Source organism: Bradyrhizobium sp. OK095, from assembly GCF_900109945.1.
Taxonomy (GTDB): Bacteria; Pseudomonadota; Alphaproteobacteria; order Rhizobiales; family Xanthobacteraceae; genus Bradyrhizobium.
The window spans coordinates 727,990-750,449 of sequence record NZ_FOBX01000001.1; the positions used below are offsets into that span (position 1 = coordinate 727,990).

Annotated in this window: 28 protein-coding genes; 22 read left to right on the plus strand and 6 right to left on the minus strand. The window is 61.1% G+C overall.

Annotation, left to right across the window (positions count from 1 at the left end):
• The gene (locus BMW89_RS03425) at nt 1-261 is read right to left on the minus strand and encodes a hypothetical protein (protein WP_092022680.1); all 261 of its coding nucleotides are present in this window, start codon (nt 259-261) and stop codon (nt 1-3) included.
• A gap of 263 nt (nt 262-524) precedes the next feature.
• Here BMW89_RS03425 and rocF point away from each other — a divergent pair, with 263 nt between their 5' ends.
• The 4 genes from rocF (at nt 525) to BMW89_RS03445 (ending at nt 3,863) form a co-directional block, all read left to right on the plus strand.
• The gene (gene rocF, locus BMW89_RS03430) at nt 525-1,502 is read left to right on the plus strand and encodes an arginase (RefSeq protein WP_092022682.1); all 978 of its coding nucleotides are present in this window, start codon (nt 525-527) and stop codon (nt 1,500-1,502) included.
• Between the two features lie 164 nt (nt 1,503-1,666).
• Nucleotides 1,667-2,935, plus strand: a complete 1,269-nt coding sequence (gene soxC / locus BMW89_RS03435; RefSeq protein ID WP_092022684.1) for a sulfite dehydrogenase — start codon at nt 1,667-1,669, stop codon at nt 2,933-2,935.
• A complete protein-coding gene (locus BMW89_RS03440) occupies nt 2,922-3,464 on the plus strand; it encodes a c-type cytochrome (protein ID WP_092022686.1) in 543 nt (180 codons plus the stop codon). The genes soxC and BMW89_RS03440 overlap by 14 nt, the downstream gene beginning before the upstream one ends.
• A 102-nt stretch (nt 3,465-3,566) precedes the next feature.
• Nucleotides 3,567-3,863 (plus strand): hypothetical protein, encoded by a 297-nt coding sequence (locus BMW89_RS03445; protein ID WP_177195797.1) that lies wholly within the window; start codon nt 3,567-3,569, stop codon nt 3,861-3,863.
• Nucleotides 3,864-3,868: 5 nt separating this feature from the next.
• Here the strand turns inward: BMW89_RS03445 and BMW89_RS03450 are convergent, their stop codons facing one another.
• Nucleotides 3,869-5,083: a mandelate racemase/muconate lactonizing enzyme family protein gene (locus BMW89_RS03450; RefSeq protein WP_092022688.1), complete on the minus strand. Its 1,215-nt coding sequence runs from the start codon at nt 5,081-5,083 to the stop codon at nt 3,869-3,871.
• 177 nt (nt 5,084-5,260) lie between these two features.
• Here BMW89_RS03450 and BMW89_RS03455 point away from each other — a divergent pair, with 177 nt between their 5' ends.
• Nucleotides 5,261-5,449: a hypothetical protein gene (locus BMW89_RS03455; protein ID WP_092023376.1), complete on the plus strand. Its 189-nt coding sequence runs from the start codon at nt 5,261-5,263 to the stop codon at nt 5,447-5,449.
• A gap of 150 nt (nt 5,450-5,599) precedes the next feature.
• On the opposite strand, the gene BMW89_RS03460 is transcribed toward BMW89_RS03455, so the two are convergent.
• Complete coding sequence (locus tag BMW89_RS03460; RefSeq protein ID WP_092022690.1) at nt 5,600-6,886, minus strand: NRAMP family divalent metal transporter; 1,287 nt, start codon at nt 6,884-6,886, stop codon at nt 5,600-5,602.
• Between the two features lie 271 nt (nt 6,887-7,157).
• Here BMW89_RS03460 and BMW89_RS03465 point away from each other — a divergent pair, with 271 nt between their 5' ends.
• A complete protein-coding gene (locus BMW89_RS03465) occupies nt 7,158-7,835 on the plus strand; it encodes a phytanoyl-CoA dioxygenase family protein (protein ID WP_092022692.1) in 678 nt (225 codons plus the stop codon).
• An 8-nt stretch (nt 7,836-7,843) separates the two neighbouring features.
• Here the strand turns inward: BMW89_RS03465 and BMW89_RS03470 are convergent, their stop codons facing one another.
• A complete protein-coding gene (locus tag BMW89_RS03470) occupies nt 7,844-8,029 on the minus strand; it encodes a hypothetical protein (RefSeq protein ID WP_092022694.1) in 186 nt (61 codons plus the stop codon).
• Nucleotides 8,030-8,564: 535 nt separating this feature from the next.
• Here BMW89_RS03470 and BMW89_RS03480 point away from each other — a divergent pair.
• The 4 genes from BMW89_RS03480 to BMW89_RS03495 all read left to right on the plus strand — a co-directional run bounded on the left by BMW89_RS03480 (nt 8,565) and on the right by BMW89_RS03495 (nt 10,755).
• Nucleotides 8,565-8,813, plus strand: coding sequence for a hypothetical protein (locus BMW89_RS03480; protein WP_092022698.1), 249 nt, complete (start codon nt 8,565-8,567; stop codon nt 8,811-8,813).
• Between the two features lie 117 nt (nt 8,814-8,930).
• Entirely contained in the window at nt 8,931-9,188 is a 258-nt protein-coding gene (locus tag BMW89_RS03485; RefSeq protein WP_092022700.1) for a hypothetical protein, read from the plus strand.
• Between the two features lie 356 nt (nt 9,189-9,544).
• Nucleotides 9,545-10,048, plus strand: a complete 504-nt coding sequence (locus BMW89_RS03490; protein ID WP_244547497.1) for a DUF4261 domain-containing protein — start codon at nt 9,545-9,547, stop codon at nt 10,046-10,048.
• 53 nt (nt 10,049-10,101) lie between these two features.
• Nucleotides 10,102-10,755 (plus strand): imm11 family protein, encoded by a 654-nt coding sequence (locus tag BMW89_RS03495; protein ID WP_092022704.1) that lies wholly within the window; start codon nt 10,102-10,104, stop codon nt 10,753-10,755.
• A gap of 323 nt (nt 10,756-11,078) precedes the next feature.
• Here BMW89_RS03495 and BMW89_RS03500 read toward each other — a convergent pair whose 3' ends face one another.
• Nucleotides 11,079-11,462, minus strand: a complete 384-nt coding sequence (locus tag BMW89_RS03500; protein WP_092022706.1) for a hypothetical protein — start codon at nt 11,460-11,462, stop codon at nt 11,079-11,081.
• Between the two features lie 139 nt (nt 11,463-11,601).
• On the opposite strand from BMW89_RS03500, the gene BMW89_RS03505 reads away from it, so the two are divergent.
• Nucleotides 11,602-11,802, plus strand: a complete 201-nt coding sequence (locus BMW89_RS03505; RefSeq protein ID WP_244547498.1) for a hypothetical protein — start codon at nt 11,602-11,604, stop codon at nt 11,800-11,802.
• A gap of 418 nt (nt 11,803-12,220) precedes the next feature.
• Complete coding sequence (locus tag BMW89_RS37745) at nt 12,221-12,559, plus strand: hypothetical protein (protein WP_244547499.1); 339 nt, start codon at nt 12,221-12,223, stop codon at nt 12,557-12,559.
• A 34-nt stretch (nt 12,560-12,593) separates the two neighbouring features.
• Here BMW89_RS37745 and BMW89_RS03515 read toward each other — a convergent pair whose 3' ends face one another.
• On the minus strand, nt 12,594-13,115 hold the full coding sequence (locus BMW89_RS03515; RefSeq protein ID WP_143062694.1) for a hypothetical protein: 522 nt from the start codon (nt 13,113-13,115) through the stop codon (nt 12,594-12,596).
• Between the two features lie 216 nt (nt 13,116-13,331).
• Here BMW89_RS03515 and BMW89_RS03520 point away from each other — a divergent pair, with 216 nt between their 5' ends.
• The 10 genes from BMW89_RS03520 to BMW89_RS37210 all read left to right on the plus strand — a co-directional run bounded on the left by BMW89_RS03520 (nt 13,332) and on the right by BMW89_RS37210 (nt 22,435).
• Nucleotides 13,332-14,618 carry a PBSX family phage terminase large subunit gene (locus BMW89_RS03520; protein ID WP_092022710.1) on the plus strand — a complete coding sequence of 429 codons (1,287 nt, stop codon included), beginning with the start codon at nt 13,332-13,334 and terminating at the stop codon, nt 14,616-14,618.
• 92 nt (nt 14,619-14,710) lie between these two features.
• Nucleotides 14,711-14,965, plus strand: coding sequence for a hypothetical protein (locus tag BMW89_RS37200; protein WP_143062695.1), 255 nt, complete (start codon nt 14,711-14,713; stop codon nt 14,963-14,965).
• A gap of 43 nt (nt 14,966-15,008) precedes the next feature.
• Nucleotides 15,009-15,353: a hypothetical protein gene (locus BMW89_RS03525; RefSeq protein WP_092022712.1), complete on the plus strand. Its 345-nt coding sequence runs from the start codon at nt 15,009-15,011 to the stop codon at nt 15,351-15,353.
• 126 nt (nt 15,354-15,479) lie between these two features.
• Nucleotides 15,480-16,325, plus strand: coding sequence for a hypothetical protein (locus BMW89_RS03530; protein WP_092022714.1), 846 nt, complete (start codon nt 15,480-15,482; stop codon nt 16,323-16,325).
• Between the two features lie 228 nt (nt 16,326-16,553).
• Nucleotides 16,554-17,129 carry a portal protein gene (locus BMW89_RS03535; protein ID WP_092023380.1) on the plus strand — a complete coding sequence of 192 codons (576 nt, stop codon included), beginning with the start codon at nt 16,554-16,556 and terminating at the stop codon, nt 17,127-17,129.
• 352 nt (nt 17,130-17,481) lie between these two features.
• Entirely contained in the window at nt 17,482-18,072 is a 591-nt protein-coding gene (locus BMW89_RS37205) for a hypothetical protein (protein WP_143062696.1), read from the plus strand.
• Nucleotides 18,073-18,605: 533 nt separating this feature from the next.
• The gene (locus BMW89_RS03545; RefSeq protein WP_244547500.1) at nt 18,606-18,920 is read left to right on the plus strand and encodes a portal protein; all 315 of its coding nucleotides are present in this window, start codon (nt 18,606-18,608) and stop codon (nt 18,918-18,920) included.
• 598 nt (nt 18,921-19,518) lie between these two features.
• Nucleotides 19,519-19,758 carry a hypothetical protein gene (locus BMW89_RS03550; protein ID WP_143062697.1) on the plus strand — a complete coding sequence of 80 codons (240 nt, stop codon included), beginning with the start codon at nt 19,519-19,521 and terminating at the stop codon, nt 19,756-19,758.
• A gap of 878 nt (nt 19,759-20,636) precedes the next feature.
• Nucleotides 20,637-21,116, plus strand: a complete 480-nt coding sequence (locus BMW89_RS03555; RefSeq protein WP_143062698.1) for a hypothetical protein — start codon at nt 20,637-20,639, stop codon at nt 21,114-21,116.
• 11 nt (nt 21,117-21,127) lie between these two features.
• Nucleotides 21,128-22,435, plus strand: coding sequence for a hypothetical protein (locus tag BMW89_RS37210; protein WP_143062699.1), 1,308 nt, complete (start codon nt 21,128-21,130; stop codon nt 22,433-22,435).
• Nucleotides 22,436-22,460 lie beyond the last annotated feature (25 nt).

The window sequence follows — 22,460 nt, forward strand, 5'->3', positions numbered from 1 at the left end:
CTAGCGCCGGCGCGCGACCGCTACGCCAAAGAGGAAGGCTATGAACAGACTGGCCAAAGGTGCTTCGCGCGTGATCGCTGCGACTGTCGAGAGCGGCCGGCCGGGCTTTCGCGCTTCATCGATGACGTAGGTGAGGCGATCGACGGCGGAGCGCAAACCACCCGCGACTTCACCAATGGTGTGGGACACATCAGTCGCGGCGTCGATGGCGCGCTCGGCCATGCCCGGCTGGGGATTGGGCTGCGGAATGTCCGTGCTCAAGTTCGTGGTCTCCAAACCAGATGAAGAGATAAGGCCGGCACCTTTGGCTATCCGCGCGAGCGCTCGTTTTGAACAGCGGGCCCGAAGACCTTTGGCTATCCGCGACAGGCGCCGTCCGTAAACGGCGGGTGCCGGCCCTTGCAAAGAAAATGCGGGGCGCGGGAATTTGTTCCGAAGGCGCATTCCGGCTGCGGGATCCCGTGAAACGACGGGGGCGAATCTCTGTTAGGCTGCTGCAGCCTTGCTGATCTCAGGAGATTGCCGTGACCGATCGAACCATGACAGATCGAGCCCGGCGCATCGCGTTGCTCGGCGCTCCCATCGACATGGGAGCCTCGCAGCGCGGCACTCTGATGGGCCCGGCAGCGTTGCGCACCGCCGGTCTTGCGACACTGCTCGAAAGCCTGGATCTTGAAGTCGTCGATTACGGCGATCTCTCCGTGGCTGAGGTCGCGGACCTCACTGACAAGCCGCCCGAAAAAGCCAATCACTACCGTGAAATCCAGCGCTGGACGCGCGTGCTGAGCCGCAGAGGCTATGAGATCGCGCAAGCCGGCGCGCTCCCGATCTTCCTCGGCGGCGACCACACGCTGTCGATGGGCTCGGTCAATGCGATGGCGCGCCACTGGCAGGAGCGCGGACGCGAGCTGTTCGTGCTCTGGCTGGACGCGCATGCCGACTACAATACGCCGGAGACGACGATCACAGCGAACATGCACGGCATGTCGGCGGCGTTCCTGTGTGGCGAGCCCGGCCTCGACGGCCTGCTCGGCGATGACCCGCGTGCGTCGATCGCCCCCGACAGGCTCGATCTGTTCGGCGCACGCTCGATCGACAAGCTCGAAAAGGAGTTGATGCGCGCGCGTCGGATCAGGGTTGTCGACATGCGCCAGATCGACGAGTTCGGAGTCGCCGTGCTGATCCGCCGCGTCATCGAACGCGTCAAGGCCAGCAATGGCGTCTTGCATGTCAGCTTCGACGTCGACTTTCTTGATCCCTGTGTTGCACCGGGAGTGGGCACGACGGTGCCGGGCGGGGCGACCTACCGCGAGGCGCACCTGATCATGGAGCTGCTGCACGATTCGGGCGTGGTGGGATCGGTCGACATCGTCGAGCTCAATCCGTTTCTGGACGAGCGCGGCCGCACTGCGCGCACCGCGGTCGAGCTGATCGGCAGCCTGTTTGGGCAGCAGATCGCCGACCGTCCGACGCCAAGCAACGCGATCACTCCGGGCGAGTGAATCGGGCGGGCGGCGATTGTGCGCTGCGAGGAAAGGAACTGCTCCTGCAGCCGATTGATTTAGGCCATCCCTGGTCGAAATCGCCTGCTTTTGAAACAGCTACGAATTGCAAATGCCGTTGTCGGACTGTTTGATGCGGGTTCAGCGCCAGCCGAGGGTCCGCAATGAGCAGCACGATAGGTTCCGACGATGATCCCGTGACGGCCACACGCCGCCGTTTCCTGACAGCCGGCACGGCAGCGCTCGGAGGCGCAGTTCTCGGTGCGGACGCTGCTGTGGCCGAGACGGACAACCTTCCGCCCAATGTGCCCGAATGGATGAAGGCGCCGGGCGAGCCGACGGGAGGCCAGCTCTATGGCGCGCCATCGCCATTTGAGAAAGGCGTCGTCAGGAACATCCCGAAGACTCTCAAGCAATACATCTCTGCGTCCAGCCGGTCGCCCTTGCAGGACCTCGACGGCATCATCACGCCGAACGGGCTGTTCTACGAGCGGCATCATGGCGGCGTTCCGACCATCGATCCGGCGCAGCACCGGCTGATGCTGCACGGTTTGGTCGAGCGCCCTTTGATCTTCACCATCGACGATCTCAGGCGCTTTCCGTCGGAGTCGCGCATCCATTTTCTCGAATGCTCCGGCAATCCAGGCTACAGCAAGCCTTACGGCAAGACGGCATCTGACCTTGTGGGTTTGGTGAGCTGCGCGGAATGGACCGGCGTCAGCCTGAAGCTGGTGCTTCATGAGGCCGGGTTGAAGCCCGACGCCAAATGGGTGGTCGCCGAAGGCGCCGACGCGGCTGCGCTGACGCGAAGCATTCCGATCGAGAAGTGTCTCGAGGACGCCATGCTGGTCTACAGCCAGAACGGTGAGCGGTTACGTCCGCAGCAGGGCTATCCACTGCGGCTGTTCCTGCCCGGCTTCGAAGGCAATATGAGCGTGAAATGGCTGCGCCGCCTCCATGTGACTGCGGAGCCCGTCTATTCGCGCGAGGAGACTTCGAAATATACCGACCTTCTGCCGGACGGCACGGCGCGCGAGTTCTCCTTCTACATGGAAGCGAAGTCCATCATCACGCGGCCCTCGGGCGGCCAGCGCCTGAGTGCGCCTGGCTTTCAGGAGATCACAGGCATCGCCTGGAGCGGGCACGGCAAGATCGCTCGCGTCGAAGTGTCGGTCGATGACGGCAAGAGCTGGCAGGCGGCGCGATTGCAGGAGCCGGTGCTGACGCGCGCCCTCACGCGCTTCCGCTTGCCCTGGCAATGGGACGGTAAGCCCGCCGTGATCCAGAGCCGTGCGATTGACGAGACCGGTTATGTACAGCCGACGTTGGCCGAATTGCTCGCTGTGCGCGGCGAGAATTATTTCTACCACAACAACGCGATCTGGCCCTGGCGCATCGCGGCTGACGGCGAGGTGACCAATGCGCTGGCGTGAGACTTGCGGCAAGACCTTCGCAATCGTGCTGTGTGCCTTCGCGGGCGGAGCGCAGGCGCAAAGCCTATATGGTATCGGGCGGCCAGCGACGGCGGCCGAGATAGCGGGTTGGAGTATCGATATCGGCCGCGACGGCAGCAATCTTCCAAAGGGGAACGGTTCAGTCAGTCACGGGCGCGAGGTGTTCGCTCAGCAATGTGCCTCATGCCATGGTGACACGGGCGAGGGCGGATTGGGGGATCGGCTCGTCGGAGGTCAGGGCACGATCGGAACGCCAAAGCCGATCCGGACCGTCGGTAGCTATTGGCCTTATGCACCAACCTTGTTCGATTACATCCGCCGCGCCATGCCGCAGAACGCGCCGCAATCGCTGAGCGACGAAGACGTTTATGCGGTGTCCGCTTTCGTCCTGAACCTGAACGGGCTCGTGGGAGCTGACGCAACCCTCGATGCAAAATCGCTCGCAGCCGTCAAAATGCCGAACCGCGACAAGTTCGTCGGCGATGCGCGTCCGGATGTGAAAAAGTAAACGCATCGTGATGGTCAAGTTCCATGTGATGGTTTGAAACTTGCTTAGCCGAATGGCGGAACTCGCGGGACGCATTTGAATTAACCTGCGAGAGGAAAAACTATGGGTCATTCGATGGCAACTGATCGCTTCGCAAACTCCATGTCCTCGGCGCTTCGCCATCCCGGCGTCATTGCGCTGATCGTGGCCGGCTTGACGATTGCTGCGATGCTGATCGTCGATCACGGGCCGTGGAATCGTGCCAAGACGCAGCCGGCTCACGTTGCGATGTACGCGAACACGGGTGAGGCGGCCCATGCCGCCGGCGCCAAGGTACTTCCTACCGAACCCAAATCGATGGTCGAGCCGGAGCGGCCGGGGCCGAAGATGTCCCCGACCGTCAATCCCGTGACGCCGTAAGGGCATCAGATTTTTCGGCCGTAGTTGAGGAGGCCGCCGCTCGTCTTCGGCGGATGCGCGCGCAGTGCTTCCTCGTTCGGCTCGGTACCCCAGCCGGGCCGGTTCGGGATGACCAGATGGCCATTCTGAATGTCCGGTTCGTGGGTGAAGAGCTCGCGGTCCCAGGCGAGGCGATCGATGTCGATCTCCATGATACGCAGGTTCGGAACGGCGGCGCAGAAATGCGCGTTCATCATCGAGCACAGATGGCCGTAGAAATTGTGCGGGGCGACGTTGACCTCGAACGCTTCTGCGGCACCGGCGATCTTCATGGACTGCCACACGCCGTTCCAGGGCGTATCGATGATCGCGACGTCCATCGCCTGCTGATGAAAATAGGGCAGGAATTCCCGCAGGCCCAATAGCGTCTCGCAAGACGAAATCGGATGTGGACTTTGCCGGCGGATGTAGCCGAGCGCTTCCGGATTAAAACTGTCGATCTCGATCCAGAACATGTCGAGATCCGCGATGGTGCGCAGGATCTTCAGGTAGCCCTCGGTCTTGGCGTTGAAGTTGCAGTCGAGCAGGATGTCGACGTCAGGACCCGCGCCATCACGGATTGCTTCCAGATGCATGCGCAGATCGCGCAGGATTTTCCGGTCAACATTGATCTCGGGCGAGAAGGGCGAACCGAAACCGGGGCGCCAGCCGGTTGGCTTGCCGTCGTCATAGGAGAAGATGTTGGTCTTGAGCGCGGTGAATTTCTTCTCGCGCACCTCGCGGCCCATCGCCTTGACCCCGTCGAGGCTTTCGATCGGCGGTTTGTACCAGGACGGATGATTGATCCGCCAGGTTGCGCAATGCGACCAGTAGACCCTGACGCGGTCACGGATCTTGCCGCCGAGCAGTTCATAGCAGGGTACGCCGAGACACTTCGCCTTGGCATCTAGCAGCGCATTTTCGATCGCGCCGAGCGCCTGGGCGACGACACCGCCGGCCGCGGGGCGGGTGGCCGCGAACAGCTCGGCGTAGATGCGCTCGTGCTGGAAGACGTTCTGCCCGATGACGCGGGCGGACAGGCGCTGGATCGCGGCGCCGACGCCGGGCGAACCAAAGCCTTCGTCGAACTCGCTCCAGCCGACGATGCCGTCCTCCGTCGTCAGCTTGACGAAATGGTAGTTTCTCCAGCCGGCATCGCAGGAAAGAATTTCGAGGCTTGTTGCTCTTGACGATCTGGTCATGTCGCTCCCTGTTGCCCGGCGGGGCCTTGTTTTTCTTGTGGCGGGGTCGCAAGCCCAGCCTGCTCGCAACTGTACGGCCAATCACGGACCGGCGTGAAGCCCGCAGCAGTGCGGCGATCAATGCTTTTCCGCCCTATTTGGACGGAAAGCCGGCTAAAATTCCTTGAAAAATTGGCCATGATCTTTCCCGGGATCGTCGCGAAAACGCACCAGGGTCTGACATTTTTAGCCACAATCGGGACCGAGCTTCGGGCCATGAAATTTCCGGCCATGATTTTGATTCTGGCGCTGTTCACGGTGAGTGGGGCGGCCATTTCCGATCAGTTTCTGACGGCCGGTCAGCACGTCGCGCAAGGGGTGGAGTAGCGCGGCGGGCGGAGGAGCTTTGTCAGTTTGTCTTTGGGGGAGACAGCGATGCTTTCGGTAGACCAGTTCTTGCGGTTCATCAGCGTGCCAGCCGTGTTCGCGGCCTTCGTCATCGCCTCGCAGATTTCGGCGGCGCTGTCGCCGCTCTAGTCAGCCAACCGCCGACGAGCCGAGCAGCGCGAGGACGGCCAGCGCCATCAGCGCGGTGCCGGCCCAGCCCAGCGCAATCAGCCACGACCGGGCCCTGAAGCGGCCCATGATCGTGCTGCTCGAGACGATCAGCATCATCATCGCCATGATCGGAACGGCGACGATGCCGTTGAGTATGGCGCTCCAGATCAGCATGTGGATGGAGTCGATGCCGGTGAATCCGAGTCCGAAGCCGATCGCGGTCGCGGCGGCGATGATGGTGTAGAAGCCGGCGGCCTCGTCGGGCTTTGCCTCGAGCGTGGCGTGCCAGCCAAAAATCTCCGCAACGCCATAGGCTGCGGAGCCCGCCAGCACCGGGATCGCGAGCAGGCCCGTGCCGATGATGCCGATCGCGAACAGCGCGAAGGTGAAGTCGCCGGCGAGGGGCCGCAGCGCCTCGGCAGCCTCCGTTGCCGAATTGATGTTGGTGACACCATTGGCGTGCAGCACCGAAGCCGTGGTGAGGATGATGAAAAAGGCGATGACGTTGGAGAGCAGCATCCCGGCGATGGTGTCAGCCCGGATGCGCGCGAGCTCCGGATCGCCGCCGCGCTTGAGCTCACGAAGCGGCTTGTGGTGCTTACCCTGGTTCATCTCCTCGACCTCCTGCGAGGCCTGCCAGAAAAACAGATAAGGGCTGATGGTGGTGCCGAGCACGGCGACGACCATCATGAGATAGTCGGCGCTGACATTGGCCTTCGGCCACACCGCGGCAAGCAGCGCCGTGCTCCACGGAATCTTCACGGTAAAGGCGGTTGCGACATAGGCGAACAGCGCCAGCGTCAAGAATTTCAACACCGGCGAATAGCGGCGATAGGGCAGGAACACCTGGAGCAGCGTGGAACCCGCTGCGAAGATCAGCGCGTGCTCATGGTTGAGACCGCCGATGACGAGCGAGAGTGCCTCGGCCATCGCGGCGATGTCGGCCGCGATGTTGAACGTGTTCGCGGCCACCAGCATGGCGACGAGCGCCAGCACCACCCAGCGCGGCGCGATCTGCATCACGTTGGCGGCCAGCCCCTTGCCGGTGACCCGGCCGATCCGTGCGCTGACGAGCTGAATGGCGATCATGAACGGCGTCGTCAAGAACACCGTCCACAACAGCCCGTAACCGAATTGCGCGCCGGCCTGCGAATAGGTGGCGATGCCCGACGGATCATCGTCGGCGGCCCCGGTGACGAGGCCGGGGCCGAGCCTTTTCAGCAATGTCGGTGCGGATTTCGTCGGGGCGAGGGTGCTGTCGTTCATGAAGGGGGCTCGAGGGGACAAGTCCGTAACGAAAGGCTGCGAGGGAACAAAAATTCCCGACAGAGGTGCAGCACGTCGCTTAAATTTCCGATTTAGCGAAATGTGTTTGACCCGTCGGGCAAAACACCTGTATAAGGTCATCATCGCAAGAACAGTCGATGCCCGCGCCGTGACCGGCCGCGGGCTTTTTGTTTTCGGCCGCGACGGACAGCTTGCTGGAGAGATTGCGCGATTCTCTTGCTAAAAACACCTTGAAATTGTAGGGAGCGCTATGAGCCTTGCGACGCCTCCCACGAAGGTCGAGCCGCTGGACGCAGAGCAAGCTGCAAGCTTGGACCGCGACGGCTATCTGCTGCTGCGGGGGGCAGTCCCTGCGGCGTGGCGCGCTGCGCTGTGCACGGCCTTCGATTCCGGCGTGGGGACCGCCGATCAGTGGGCCGCCCCCCGCGGCGCCGGCTGGCGCCACGCCCTCGTCGATCTCGATCCGACGGTGCAGCGGACCTGCCGGCTGCCGCCGCTGCTGGCGGCGGGCGCGCAGATGCTGGGCGGTCCGTTCTATCTCGCCCAGGTCGAAGGCCGCGAGCCGCTAAAGGACGGCGGCCACCAGCCGTTGCATCGCGATGGCGTCGGCATGAAAGCCGTAGCCGCATTGGTCTTCCTCGATGCTTACGGACCTGACAACGGCGCCACGCGCGTGATCCCGCGTCATCTCGACCCTGGATCTCTTGATCAAGTCGAGGAGACCCTGTCCTTCATCACGGCGGGTGAGGCGGGAGACATTTTGGTGTTCGACGCCGACCTCCCGCACGGAGCGACCTGCAACCGCTCCGGCGCGCGGCGACGTTCGCTGCTGCTGAACTTCGTGGAGGAAGGCAATCGCGCGACCATGGAGGCCTGCCGCGCCATCCGCAACGTGCGCATGGACACCAGCGAGGTGTTTGTCCCCTGAGCGCGCCGTTACTTGATGCTGACGAAGAAGCCCCAGGCGGCGGCCAGCGTGCCGCCGGTGAAGACGACTACCGGGTTCTCGCAGAACACGCCGCCATAGGTGCAGACGTCGGCGCCAAACTGGCCGAGCTCGTGATGGCCCGAGGAGTAGAGCAGTCCCGACAGCACCAGCAATGCGGCGGCGACGTAGTACATCGAAGATCTCTCCGAAGCTTTCAACTGCGCCCGTGCGGACGACATGTGTCAGCTTGGCGCGAACAGATTTCATTCCGCCGAATCCGGCTTGCTGCATTTGAATAAAGTTTGCGCCGTCGGGCAAAGCACCGGCATGATGGCAAGATCGGCCACGGACCAAGGCGCAATTGGAGTTCCTCGAGCTGCTCGTCTTCGCATGGGGGGCGGCGTCGGACTGGTTCGGGAATTATCTCTTCAGTCCATTCGACCGGGACAGGATTCTCTATGCCGTCGCCGGCGGAATTGCGGGTTTCGCCACGTGGTATTGCAGCAGGAAGCCTCTGCCGCCCCCGACGAAACACGCTTGAAACAATCCTGAAACCCGATTGTCCTGAACGCTTTTCCGGGCCGCCCCGACCAACGAAGCGAAAAGGAGATCATCATGATCCAGGTCGGTTCGAAGGAAGAAGTCGCGTTGCTGCTGATGCTGTTCGGCACCCACACCCAGCCCGTCAAGCGGCCGAAGCCGAGATCGCAGCAGGCGTGAGGCGCCGCCATGCCCGGTTTGGCCGAGTGCCAGAGCCTCCTGCGTCTGCTGATCGCAAGGGGCGACCCGAAGGCCATCCCGGTCGCCAAGGGCGCCATCGATCAATATCTGAACACGGCGCCGGCCTGCCTGCGCGGGCGCGGCCTGCGCGTGCTCCAGCGCGACATGCTGGAGCAGCACGGCGCAGCGGTCGGCGTGCAGCGCTCGTTCGCCGAAACGGTGGACGCCTATATCGAGCGGAAGCTTGCGGAGGAGTAAGCTGCCTGTCGCTCTCGCGCGCTTGAGCAGCGTCGCTTCGTGAGTGGCATCCCTCTTGCTGCACAGCGTCTTAATCCCGGCCCGGCCATTCGGGCTGATCCAGATTGAGGCGATCCCATGCAGTCACCGTCCCGTTTCGAAGCGACCGCGTCCTTGCAGCTCCATGCCCTGATTTCCGACCTGAATTGGCGGATCCAGATGCTTGAGCGCGACATTCTCGAGGAGGAGCGCAACGCCGGGAACGCCGATCCCGGCAGTCCCACCTATTCCATGCTGGCCCTGACGTTGCGGGCACGCAGGGACAATTTGCGGACCTCCATCGCCTTGCTGGAGGGGCGGGTCGAGCGGACACCGGAGCTGTCGCAGGCGGCGTAGCCGTGGGGCCTGAGGGCTTAGCCTGGCCGAGCATGCCGCCGGCATCGCATATGCGCCGCGCCCGATCGCCGCGCTTGAATCGAAGTTGACTCGTCGGGCAAAACACTGGCAGAATGCCATCATCGAAGTAGGTTGGTTGACCCGCGCGGAGTTATCCGTCGCGGGTTTTTTGCGCAGCATCCGGGTCAAGCCTGTAGTTGGGCGCTGTTGTCAGTCTGCTGCGGCGCACGTGTCTGGAAAAGCAGTTTGGGCGTTTGGACCATTGACAATGTTCTTGTTTTGTTCAGATGTGAAATTTCAACCTGTGGGCGAAAGATGAGTGAGGTTCAAAGGGCCGCCGATGAGTGATTCCCTCCTTGCCCTCGTTCTGTTGGAGAAGCCGGCAACTGGGGCAAAACCTGCGACCGCTGCCGGCTGCTCGCCTGACGACCGGCGTCATCGGTGCGTTGATAGCGACGATGCCGGAATGCTGTGCGGTGGTATGGGGTACCAAAGTCGCGCGATCCGCCAAGCTTTGGATGGAGATGTCGGGTCAGTCGTTTGCGCCGTTTCCCGACTATCCCTTCACCCTGTGGGTCGACATCCTGCCATTCCGTTCAGAGGCGAAGATAGGCGCCGTGACCATGGGACTGTCGGCGTTTGCGGGGCGAGAGATTGAATTCGAGACCGGTAAACTTCCGCCTTCCGTAATGATTGATAAAGTGACGGGCCTGGCCGCTTATCTCGTCGAGCATGGGGCAGTCGTCAAAGACGGCGACACGTTTGGCGGAGACGAGCACGAGCGCTTCACGGCGCGTTACAGAGCGTCCGAGCGTTTTGCCGGCTTACCCGTACTCTTCTGCGCCGACGCGGCGTCTTGAATGAGCAGTGATGACGGTCCTATCTAGGACACACGCGGGCGGGGCTTATAAGAATGAGCGACGAAAAATCAAAGCCGATTGAGAAACGATCCAGGACCATCAAGCCCAAGTTTTACATGATGGGGCCCGACTATCGTCTCGGGCGGGCGGGATTTGTTATTGAAAATATCAAGGTGCTCGCCCCGGATACTGGAATGCTTGAATCGCCTCGGGGGGAAGGGTTTCCAAATTACCCCGAGCCGCCGCGCTTCTTGTTTGACAAGAAGATAGGGCGTGCTCCACGGGATTTGGAACTATCTCACTACTGGCTGATCTCCGACCGAATGAAGGCGGTCTTTGAAGCGGTCGATCACGCCGGATTTGCCTTTACGCCGTGTGACGTCCGGCTTGGGAAGGGTCGCTACGACGGACCGAACTATTGGCTGTGTGATGTCCTGCGTGTCCTTGATGCGGTGGACGAATCGCAGTCACGATTAAAGGTTGGCATCGTCGAAGATCCAAAGTACCGAAATTTCGGTATGAAATACTACAGCATTCTGGTCGAGGGCGGAGCCAAGCTTGTCTTCAGGGAAGAAGCGATAGGCAGCGCACACGTTTTCAGAGTGGCCCATATGGACGCAACCATCATCTCCGATCAGGTCCTCAAGGATGCCTGCAAGACAGCCGGTGTTGGGGGAATCAGATTCAGAGACGCGTCAAAGCTCTAATGCTATGGAGCCTATCGCGTCGATAGCATGATGGCCGCGAATTCGTCCGGCATTTTGGGGTGATTGTTTCAACGCAAGGTGCTGTGAGCCGGACTGTCCAGAGTTCGCGGAAGCGGTATTCCATTGGAATGTTGCCTAGCGTTGAGACGCTTGGCTAGCCGGTATCTGAGTGCTCGTGATCCGCTATCGGGAATGAAAGCCAGCGCTTCCTGCCGCATGCCGATCGAGATCGCTGGTTTGACACGTCGGGCAAAACACCGGCAAAGTGGCATCATCGATAGAAGTTGGTTCAGCCCGCGCGGAGCAATCCGCGGCGGGCTTTTTCATTGCAACGCCGGGGCGGACTTGGCTTCCCGAAGGTGTTCGGCCGGCTTGGTCTCGAATGACGACGCGGGATCGCGCGAGCAGCGGTGATACATCAGCCACGCGTCGGCGACGTCCACACGGCGCAAGCCGATCTCCGCCCCCGACACGACCTTGAACTTCGGATCGCCCGCGATCGGCGTGTGGGGAACGAACGCCGGGATGCCGCAACCGCCGGGGCCGCAGAACGCGACCGAGAACTGGTAGTCGTCGTTGCGCCAGATCTTCAGGCCGGAGCTCTTTTCGCAGTCGCGCTTCCATACGCCGGAGAAATCTGGGGCTTCTTCGGCAAACGCCGGGCAGCATGTGATGAGCAGCGAGAGCAGGATCGCGAAGGTTCTCATTGGAATTCCTCGGGCAGAAGCCATGGCTCAGGCTTAAGGCAACTCGCGTTGCCCTTGCGTGATCGCGCACACATGCCGGCTTCCGGAAGCGGCGAGGAACAGTTTGCCACCTCAGTTCCTGTCTCGTCTGGAGGCTCCCATGCTGACCGACGCCCAGGTCGCCGTTCTCTGCGACATCGGCCAATCCATGGCCTTCAGTGATGACGAGCACGAGGAGCTGGTGCGCCTCATCACCGACGGCTACGTTGACAAGGACGGCGATACATTCCAGGGGAGAAGCTGCCGTGGTCGAGCGCGGCGCCGGACTGAACGAAGCCTGATTTCGTTAAAATCGAAATAGAGGTTGACCCGTCGGGCAAAACACTGGCATAGTGGCATCATCGAAAAGTTCGTAACACCCGCGCGGAGAAATCCGCCGCGGGTTTTTTCGTTCCCAATTCCAGAATCGGACGGTGGCCCACGCATCACGGCCACGCACTCGCTTGATACGCGTTGAGGAAGCGCCGATCGGCGTGCCGCCGTCCGAACCATTGCTGGCCGTGCACGCGCGAACGTGCCGGCCTCGCGGCGCTGGGCGCTGTTCGCCCGCGCCGCTGCGGTCTCCAGGCTTTACGGAGATAGGGTTCGCGCCCGAAACGATCGCGCTTCGTCAGGCGATCTGCCGCGCATTTTCTTTTTCGTGGAGAGACGATGACCGCCTATCTGATATCGCTCGCGCTCGCGGGCCTGGTTGCAATCGTGCTGTGGGAGATTTTGTCTTGAGCGAGGAGATGGAAATTGCGCTCGTGAGTGAGCCGGTTCGCTTGCCGGCGCCAAGGAGGACGTCCAACGCGCGCACCCTGACCGAAATTCGCTCGCTTGCGCGCAGCCACACCAGGACTGCTCTCAGGGTGCTCGTCGGCATCATGCGCAGCGATGACGCGACGCCGGCGGCGCGTGTTTCGGCCGCCAATGCGATCCTGGATCGCGGCTGGGGCAAGGCCGCGCAACCGATCGAGAACGGCGACGATGGCGTGCTTGAATTGATTCACCGGATCGAGCGCATCATCGTGTATCCGGCGGGCTCGAGCGGTGGTGCCGCCGGGTGCGACGCCTGAACCGGCGGGCTGCGAAAAGTTGCCGGAATTCAGATCAGCCCTTCTTCCTGGAGTCGCTATACATCCGTTGTGCGCTGTCCGGACAATAGGCCATCGAGCCGCCGGGTCGCTTGAATTTCCCGTCCTGGGTTTCGCGAAGAAAGATCGTCTTCTTGTCGATCTTCTTCAGGAGGATGATCTCCTTGTACGGATGTCCTTCTCTGTCAGCGGAATCGCAGACCACGTCGAGTCTGATGCTGCCGGGAGCGGTATCCGATAATTTGGTGATCTTGCAGCCCTCCTCGCCGCCCGAGATGAAATTGCCGCTCCAGTCGATCTGTGTGTCGCCGTATTCCCCGCATCTTGCATCGAAATTGCGGCCCGGCGTTGCATAGGTGCCGTCTTTCGGGCGCCATTGACCGGGCGCGCTCTTATTGGGCGCTCTCTTGTTAAACAAATTCTTGTTGGACAAGCTCTTGGGGCCTTCCTGAGCGTGGGTAGGCAGGCCAGCGCACGACAGCAAAAGCGCGGCAAGCATCGACAACGAGGTGAAGTGCTTCATCCGATTCAGTTTCACGAATCGATTCCTGTATGAGGTTCTCTGGTGAGCGGTCAGAGGGGGCAACTTCAGAATAGCGCATCGATCACAGGTTGAGCAAGTCGCGTGCAAATTGGCATTGCCTGGTTCGCATCAATCCATTCAATGATTTGGGAATCCAAATCAAGCAACGAAGACTGGTCCGCGATGTGGCGCAGGCGCATCGGTCTGCCCTAGGGTGAGCGAGCGCATCCATTGTCCATTCTGAAAATTCCGACGGCGAAGATATTCGAGCCGCTGTTGAAACCTGCGCGCTACAAGGGCGTTTACGGTGGACGCGGCTCGGGAAAATCGCACTTCTTCGGCGAGCTCCTCGTCGAGACCTGCCAGGCCGAGCGCGGTACGCTCGCGGTCTGCATCCGGGAGGCACAGCGGACGCTGGCGCAGTCCTCGCAGCGGCTGATCGAAAGCAAGATCTCGAGCCTTGGTCTTGGCCACGGCTTCAAGCTCTTCAGCGACAAGATCGAGACACCCGGGGACGGCTTGATCATCTTCCGCGGGCTTCAGGATCACACGGCTGACTCGATCAAATCATTGGAGGGATTTCGCATCGCCTGGATCGACGAGGCGCAGTCGTTGAGCGCACGCAGCCTCGCATTGCTGCGGCCGACGATCCGCGCCAAGGACTCCGAGCTCTGGGCGAGCTGGAATCCGCGCCGCAAGAGCGATGCAATCGACGATTTTCTGCGCGGGCGCCGGCCGGATGGGGCTGCCGTCGTGAAGGCGAATTGGCGCGACAACCCCTGGTTTCCGGATGTGCTTACGGAGGAGCGGTTGCTCGACCAGAAGCTCTATCCGGAGCGCTATGATCACATCTGGGAAGGCGAATATGCGCGCGCCTTCGAAGGCGCCTACTTCGCCTCGCTGCTGTCGGAGGCGCGTGCGCAGGGGCGGATCGGAAAAGTTGCCGCCGATCCGCTGCTGCCGCTCCGCGCCTTCATCGACATCGGCGGCGCGGGCGCTGCGGCAGATGCCTTCACGATCTGGGTCGTGCAGTGGGTCGGGAGCGAAATTCGCATTCTCGATTACTACGAGAGCGTCGGCCAGGTGCTGGCGTTTCACGTCAACTGGCTGCGATCGCGCGGTTACGGCAACGCCATCCTCTATCTGCCGCATGACGGCATCGCCGCCAACAACATCACCGGCAAGCGCTATGAGGATCATTTGCGCGAGGCGGGCTTCACGGTCGAGCCGCCGGTGAAGAACCAGGGCCCGGGTGCGGCGATGATGCGGATCGAGGCGCTGCGGCGGCTCGGGCCGCAACTCTGGTTCAATGCAGAGACGACCGAGCCTGGCCGCGAGGCGCTCGGCTTCTATCACGAGCGCAAGGACGAGACGCGCAACATCGGGCTCGGCCCCGAGCATGACTGGTCGAGCCATGCCGCGGATGCGCTGGGATTGATGGCGATCTGCTACGAGCAGCCGGGCAGGGTGACTGCGTTCAACCGGCCGATCCGGTACGTCGAGCAGGGATGGGTGTGAACGGGGTGGCGAGGCGCGGTGAAACCTGTGGTTGACAATGTTCTTGTTATGTTCTAAAAAAGTGTGGTCTCTACCGCTGCGTGAGTTTTGCAATGTCAGCGTTTGAAATACTGGTCGACCTGATTGGATATTCGATCGCGCGAGCTGCCTTGCCAGTCCTTTCATTCGGCTGGATCTATGTCGAACCATTCAGTGCAACTCCGCAGCCATTGCAGTGGCCGTGGTATCGCCGCGATGCGAATGGACGTGTCGAACTCCGGCAGGTGGTTGCAGGTTGGATCGGATTTGGGATCTGTATTCTCGTGTTGCTGGTTACGGCGCTGGCTATCCATACCGCTTTCAGGTGAGCCAAAAGCCGGATGAGATCGCAGATAACAGGAGACAAGGGGCGTGAAGTTCAATCGAGGTGGCCTGATCTGCGTTGGTCTCTATGCGTCTTATGTTCTGTTCATGCTCGTCGTGGCCTATCTCGCACTCGACGGCAAGACGCGTGGATTTTTTCTGGCGCTTAGCGCTCTTCCCGGCTGGTTGGTCGTTGGAGCCATGCCGGAAGCGCCGATGGAGTGGCTGCTGGTCAACTATTATCCCGTCGTTGGCTTCGGCGTGTATCTCGTGAGTATTGCCTTCGCCTATTTGTCCGGATGCATTCTCGATAAGATTATTCTCGGCACCGCGCCGACGCTGGAGCGTCTTGATAATTGGTGGTTCGATCGGGTCCACCGGGACGATCGATAGTCGTGGTTGCCTGATCGATGGAGCTGGCCGCACCGCCGGCGCGCCTTTCCATCAATGCAACGTCCTTCAATAATTCCAGTGCGTCGGAGCTCCGCTGGGAGCAGGCGCCAGGTTCAGGAGCAATCGATGCCGGATCGACATGCGCTCACAATTCAACTCAATCCGTATGGGGTCGGTCACGCGGCCGTTACCCTGACCGATCCGTCGGGGCAGACCTACGCAGGCTTTGGTCCGGGGAAGCACAACATGCCTATCTGGCCAGGCAAGCTTGACGTCCACACCGTTCCAACGGGAGCGACGTCGCTGCCTTCCGATTTCTCCAACGTGTTCGGCGACGACCATCGGACCTATACGGTGCCGATCACCGCGGAACAGGCACGGGCCGCGCATACCGAGATCGATCGCATCGGCCGCGAGGGACGCTGGTACAACGCCCTGAAGCTCGATCCCCGCGTTTGCACGACGATCGTGGATCGCATCATGCGAGCAGCCGGCGTAAATGCAGGGCTCTATGTGCTTCCCGGAGTCAACGATGAATATCTCTCCGATATTGCCGACACGCTGGCGCACGATCCAAAGGCGAAGGTCATGCGACAGCATCCGTTGCCGATCCCGGACGCGCTACGCGATCTCCAGCGGGATTACGCCTATATCGGCGGAGGATACGATACGCCTTCGGAGCGCGTGCGACGTCTGCCATCCGGTCAAGGCGGTGATGATGCTGTGCGGCAGGATCAGGGGGCGTCGTTTGCCGAGAGATTCGGCCGTTGGGAGGCATCTCCAGCCGGCAGCGTGCCTGCTCGCGATGCTCTCGAGGAGAGCGCTCCTGACGTGCTTGGTGCTGCACGTCGCAGCGACGTTCGCCGGCTGACCCGGCAACCGGCTCCGAATGCGACGGACGTCTTCACAACCGGCACTTCGCCAGTGCCTTACTTGCCGTTCTTTGGACTTAACGAGCGATTTGGCGGGTGAGGTGTGCGCTCCACCCCGTGCGCAGCACTGGGAAGCACGCCGATGGGCGAGTTCGGATGAGGCCGGCTCTTCCCGTCGCCAATCCTGGGAGTTGAAGATCAAGCCAACAGGAGGCGGCTCGACGACAAGAGCTGGTTTGTCCCTCGGGTTTGGCCATTCAAAGTGTCGCGCCGAGTTACTACGTGCCCGTTCGCTGCTGCGAACAAGTGCTGATGGGAAAGGTTGTTCATGCCGAAAATGCCAATCTCCGAAGTGAAGGCGATGCTCGCCGCCGAGAAGGCCAACGCACTTGCCGCAATGTCGGCGGCGCGGCTTGCCGAGGAGCGGGCCGATGCGATGGATTATTATCTCGGCGACATGCGCAAGGACATGCCGGCGCAGGACGGCCGCTCGCGCGCGGTGTCGACCGACGTCGCCGATACCATCGAGGGCCTGATGCCGTCACTGATGGACATCTTTGCCGGCTCCGACGAGGTCGTGCGCTTCGAACCGGTAGGTCCGGAAGACGTCGCGGCCGCGCAGCAGGAGACGGACTACGTCAACCACGTCTTCATGCAGCAGAACGGCGGCTTCATGGTCCTCTATTCCTTCGTCAAGGACGCGCTGCTGTCGAAGGCCGGTATCGTCAAGGTCTGGTGGGAGGAGCGGGAGGAGGAGGGCCGTGAGACCTATTACGACCTCACCGACGACCAGTTCGCGCTGCTCGCTCAGGACGTCGCGGAATCGAACGGAGCGATGAAGATCGTCGCGCACACGGTGCATGACGTCGGCGGCAGTGCCGGAGAACACGGAGCGGCGAATTGACCAGGTGAGTGCGAACGCTGAGTAGCGTCTCGCCGGCCGAATGGAGACGTCGGCGCCTCGGCACACGGTGAGGACGACGTCACATCCACACGCTGTACCAGTCGCTATTTTTTCTCGACGCGTCCGAAAATTCTGAGGAATGCGAGGCCCGAGAACGTCGCCACGAAAGCGAGGAGCAGTTTTCCGGGCGCCTCGGATCCATAAATGACGTAGCCGAAGACCCCGAAGAGTCCGAGTATCAGGGAGTGTTTGAGGGCGGTTCTCAGGCGACCCGCACTTTCTCGTCCCGGAGGTGGCGGCATTTTCAATCTCGCTGATTTCTTATCTGAAGTCGTAACATGGGTGGAATGGTATGGCTGTCGATAATTTGCTGGTTCGCCTGATTGCAATGTTTGGAAAAGGGACGTTGTCGAACAGGCTTTCGCAATATGACCCGCCCACTCGCGGCGATATTCTCCATGATGGTCTCGTCGGAGCGGGGAAGACCTGGGGTGGCGTCCTCGGGACTGCGGCGGGAATAACCGGCGGAGAGGCCGTTGCTGGTCCATATGGAGCAACTGCGGGTGCGTTGGCACTGGGACCCGCGGGAAATCTCGCAGGAGGATGGGCCGCGCATGGCGCCTATCTTCAAGGTCTGCTCATCGACGACATTCTCAGGCACCCCGAGAACTGGACCGTTGACGCTGCAGGCGCGATCGTCCCTGCAATGCCAACCATTGCGGCCGATCCGCCACGACAGAGTGAGAGCCGTTCGAGCGTCTTCGATACAGGCGCACCTGCGATTCAGCATTCTCCAGCGCAGTCCGAAAGAACTGATGGGGTCCCCATGAACTTCGGCGTGCCCGGCATGTATCCATTGAAGCCTGCGCCGCAGGCAGGTGGATTGCCCGGGATGCTCCAGGACTACATGCGCAACAATCCCGACGGCGATACAAGGCGCTGAACGCCAGGTTCAACATTATTTCGCGCGCGAGTTCGCAACGTTGCACTGTCCGAACCATCATTCCCTGGATTGGCATGAGGATGATCTGCGTTGACGAGGTTCCCGTTATGTTCTATCGTTATCACAGATTGTGCGGCCTTGCCAACACCCTCGGACTGTCGCGGAAGCACACATACGTTTGCCTCGCGAAGCCTGGTCCACCGAAAGGACGTCATGGCAGCTCTCTTCACGGTTTTGGCGGGGATAGCCCTCATCTGTACAATCGTCGTGTATCATCAGGTCTATCCTGCAGTGAAGCTTGTCAGGGGATCCTGCCTGGCGGTTCTCTGCATCGCGTTGGCGCTCCTTCATCTGGTCGGGCGGACGTGATGGTCTTCGGCTGCGTGTTTTTGGTAGCCTTTGTCTACAGCGTGTTTTCAGCAATCAGGTCTTCGCGAATTTACGAGCAGAATTGCAAGAGGGCTCAAGCCCGAGATGATGAGCAGAACCAACGAGCGACAAGGGGACTTATGGGGATTCACATATGGAATTCCGTGGCTGGGGGTCCGGAGGACGTCGCCGCCGCGCAGCAGGAGACGGACTACGTCAACCACGTCTTCATGCAGCAGAATGGCGGCTTCATGGTTCTCTATTCCTTCGTCAACGATGCGCTGCTGTCGAAGGCTGGCATCGTCAAGGTCTGGTGGGAGGAGCGCGAAGAGGAGAGCCGCGAGACCTATTACGATCTCACCGACGACCAGTTCGCACTGCTGGCCCAGGACGTCGCGGAATCGAACGGCGCGATGAAGATCGTCGCGCACACGGTGCATGATGTGACCGATCCAAATACGCCGCAAGCGCCGTCTTGATGTTCAAGGCCGCGTCGAGCCGGGAGGCCTCCGACGCAATTCCCGTTGCTCGTTGACTCGAACGACTTCAGCGGGCCGGTCGACGAGGTCAGACCCAGGCTTGGGGCACCAGGTCACTTGAGCGATAGACGATCGTCGCCTTCCCAGCCGACACATGCCCAAAGCTCATATTGACTGGTCTGTAGTGAAACGCCGACTCGGTCAAACTACCGTTCACCGAGTGGGATCGTATCTGAAGTGAGCCGCGCGCTGGTAGAACCTGTGGCAATGGTCCTGATCGACTGGCTTGGTCGACTTAGAGTGGTACTTGGCCGGCCGGAATATCAAGTCCTCGCTTGCAGGCGCTGAGCGTGAGACGTAACGAACGCCGGCGTCTGGAAATCGAGGCCACATTCGCTGCCTTGATCGGCCTTGTGATTTGTTGAGCCGGGCTTGCGGCGGTTCTCTACCTTGTTCATTGATCGCGCTGGAACGACCGCGATATGGTCCGTCGGACGACGCCGTGAGCACCGGTATGAGGCTCCTCCATTGGGAACGATCGTCCGTCCTGCGATCTCAACATTGAAAGGTCCCTTTCGTGTGGTTGTTGGAATTCCTCGTGTGGTTCTTCGTGGACCTGCTTTGGTGGCGGCTCAGCTATGAGGTCGGAAGCCGGGTGTTGGCTCTTGTTTCGTTCGGCAAGATGCAAGCCGGACCATGCGACTCTTTCGGATATAACTGGCTCGGCTACAAACGCGATCTGATGGGGCGCCTGAAAATCGAGTCAACTCTCGTTTCAGGCGTTGGACTGATCACTTGTTTCGTTGCACTCGCGGTGATTTTGTACTTCATCCCTTAGTTTTAAACCCGACAGGCGGTTTCCTGCATTTCGCAGACCCAAGAGACGTTGACATTCATCGAGTCGCAATATGCGCGCCACCTTTCCTGACGCGACTTGATCGACTGTCGCAGTCTTGAGGTCGTGTTGTGCACACGGTGGGCATCGAAGATCAGCGGCGGCACGCTGCCGCTTCCATCTGCGCGGTTTCCGCTCGAGGCATTGCTTGCGCCTGATCTCGGTCGCGGGTTGAACGAATGGGCTTCGTCTCCGCGCGGGAGGAGCGCACCTTCAGGTGCGCAAGGTGTCGCGATCGGTCTAGCGAATCCAAAGGCCTCAGTCGCCGGAGGCGATCCGTCCAACCCCGATCGGGTAACCGCCGGCGGACTGCTGGGCCTGATCCAGGACTACATGCGCAGCAACGGGGGCTACTAGACCGGCAGGACCGCGGACACTCGCCTGACGCCCAACAACGCCAAGACCGGGAGCAGAGCAGGATAATGGTCACGATACCAGCGATCATCAAGTCGAGCGCCAAGCGATCATGCCGGCAGCATTTGCAAGATGAACGTGGGGATCGCATTGGCTGGGCCGACAATCCCGCTGGCTCGTCAGGAAGAACGCAGGGGGCTTTTTGTGAGTTCAAGGCCGCGGCGAACCGGGAGGCCACTACCAATCTCAATTTGTCGTCTCCGCGGGGAGTGAATTTGAAGCGAGGAGCGCGCCGGCGGAAGCTCTTCTTGACGATGTTCTTGTTGCGTTCTAATATTATCCTAGATTGCAGCGAGGCGCCAATACTCTCAAGATCGTCGCCGAAGACGTTGCCGTCGGCTTCGTTTCAAGCGAGATGCGCCGATCAATGAGCGCGACAAATCCGGTGATCAGTGGAGATGCGGTGGATGCACGCGGTTCTCGCCTGGAAAGCCAACCCATTACCGCGCCGCCCGATCGTGAGCGCGCTGTTGCTTGCGCTCGGCCTGACGACATCGGGATGTTTCTGGTCCGGACCGTGGCCTCGCGTCGACCTCAATACGGAAGGATTGGGCGAGGGCGCGCTGGCGAAATTTCTTGCCCACAACACTTACTATGACGTCGACGGCATGAAGCAATTGACGAAAAAGTTTGTGATCGAGCAAACGTCTGCCAAGGGCATCTCTCGCGACGATGCAGAAGCCCTTGGTCTGCGGTGTGCGCCGGCGCCCAGCAAAGAGTGCAGCTATTCCGGCGAGTACTGGTTTCGAAACGACCAGCGATATGTCGCGCGAGACTCTCCCGACTACGGAGCAAGGGAAATTTATCATATCGACGTGCGGCTCTCCTATCTGAAGCCGCATGACGCCGTCGTACAAGCTTATAAGCGCTACGTTCCCGATGAATGAGCAGGTGAAACATGGCGGAAGGCCAATATCGCATTGTTAAGGCGCAGTTGCCGCTCCTCGGTGGGCTTGCCGGCCACAATTTTCTTGTGCTTATCGATCCGGCCGGGAAAATCGTCGGCGAATTGCACGGCCTGGCAACGGACGCCGAAGGGCATCCGAAACCGATTGGACATCTGCCGTCGGATGAATTGAAGGGGTATGACAACAAGCATTTTTACCAGCCTGATTTTGCTCAGACCGAATTGGCCTCCGGCGGTCAGGCTGAGATCATGAATATGTGGAATGCCGGCAAGGCTGTCCTCGGCAAGCTAGACGCGCGGAGCCTCCACTACCCATGGATGGGACTCGGCCAAAACAGCAATTCGGTTGCCAGCACGTTGATTGCCGCCATGGGGCGGTCTGAGCCGCCGGTGCCCGGCGGCGCGTTCGTGATGCCAGGCGCCGGGAGCATGTTGCTGGACCCCAAGGACATTCAGGATATCCAGCGCAAGTTCAACATCGGTGCGCTGCGCTCTGGAGATGCGCCGAACGCAGGTGAGCACCCGGACGAAGTCGGTCAGCCGAGCCCGCTCGCAGCGAGGTGGCCATTCGGCCCTGTCGGAGCTCCAAGTGGTCCTGCCGCGGCCGCACTGCCGCAGGGCCTGCGCGGTAAGGCCGTCCCTCGCGTAGCAGGTCCTACGTCACTTGGCGGGCCAGATGGTCCAGCACCATTGGAGCCTCCCGTGCGCTCGCGTGCTCCTGCGCGCTCAGCGCCAACCGTCGATCCGGCGCTACCGCCGCCTTCATTCGGTGCGCCACGTGTGTCTCCACCTGTGCCGGCACCCGCGGATCTCGGAGGGATCGGCTCGGTCGGCAACGGCAATGGTGCCGGTGATTGGAAGAACAGCATCGCTCCGGGTGCGGGCAGGACGATCCCCTTGTTTGAGGATCGCTGGAATGCGCTGGGACAAGGTAGCCAGTCGGCAAGTCCCGGGAACGCTGGATCTGCTTCGGGCGGCTATCGACCGCCAAGCGCATCACAATTGATGTTTGATCCGGGCTCGTTGCGTGCCCCTGCGCAGTCGCTCCGTGCTTCTCCCGGTTCCGCGGGCTCTACGCCTCCGGAGGAGGTGCGGCGTCTCACACGCGTCAACACTTTGAATTCGGACAATGCGCTCGCTTCCGGAAATGCGGCGACCAGCGTGTCTGACGGAATGTTCGCAAACGAGCCGAGCCATTCCATTCAGTTGCCAATTTGGGGATTTGAGAATCGTGGCGACGGCCGAAACGAAGCCGAGCAATGGTTCGCGCGCTGGATCCGGCCGCTTCTGCGGGAGTGAGCGGGGCGCAAATGGTGGCCTTGCA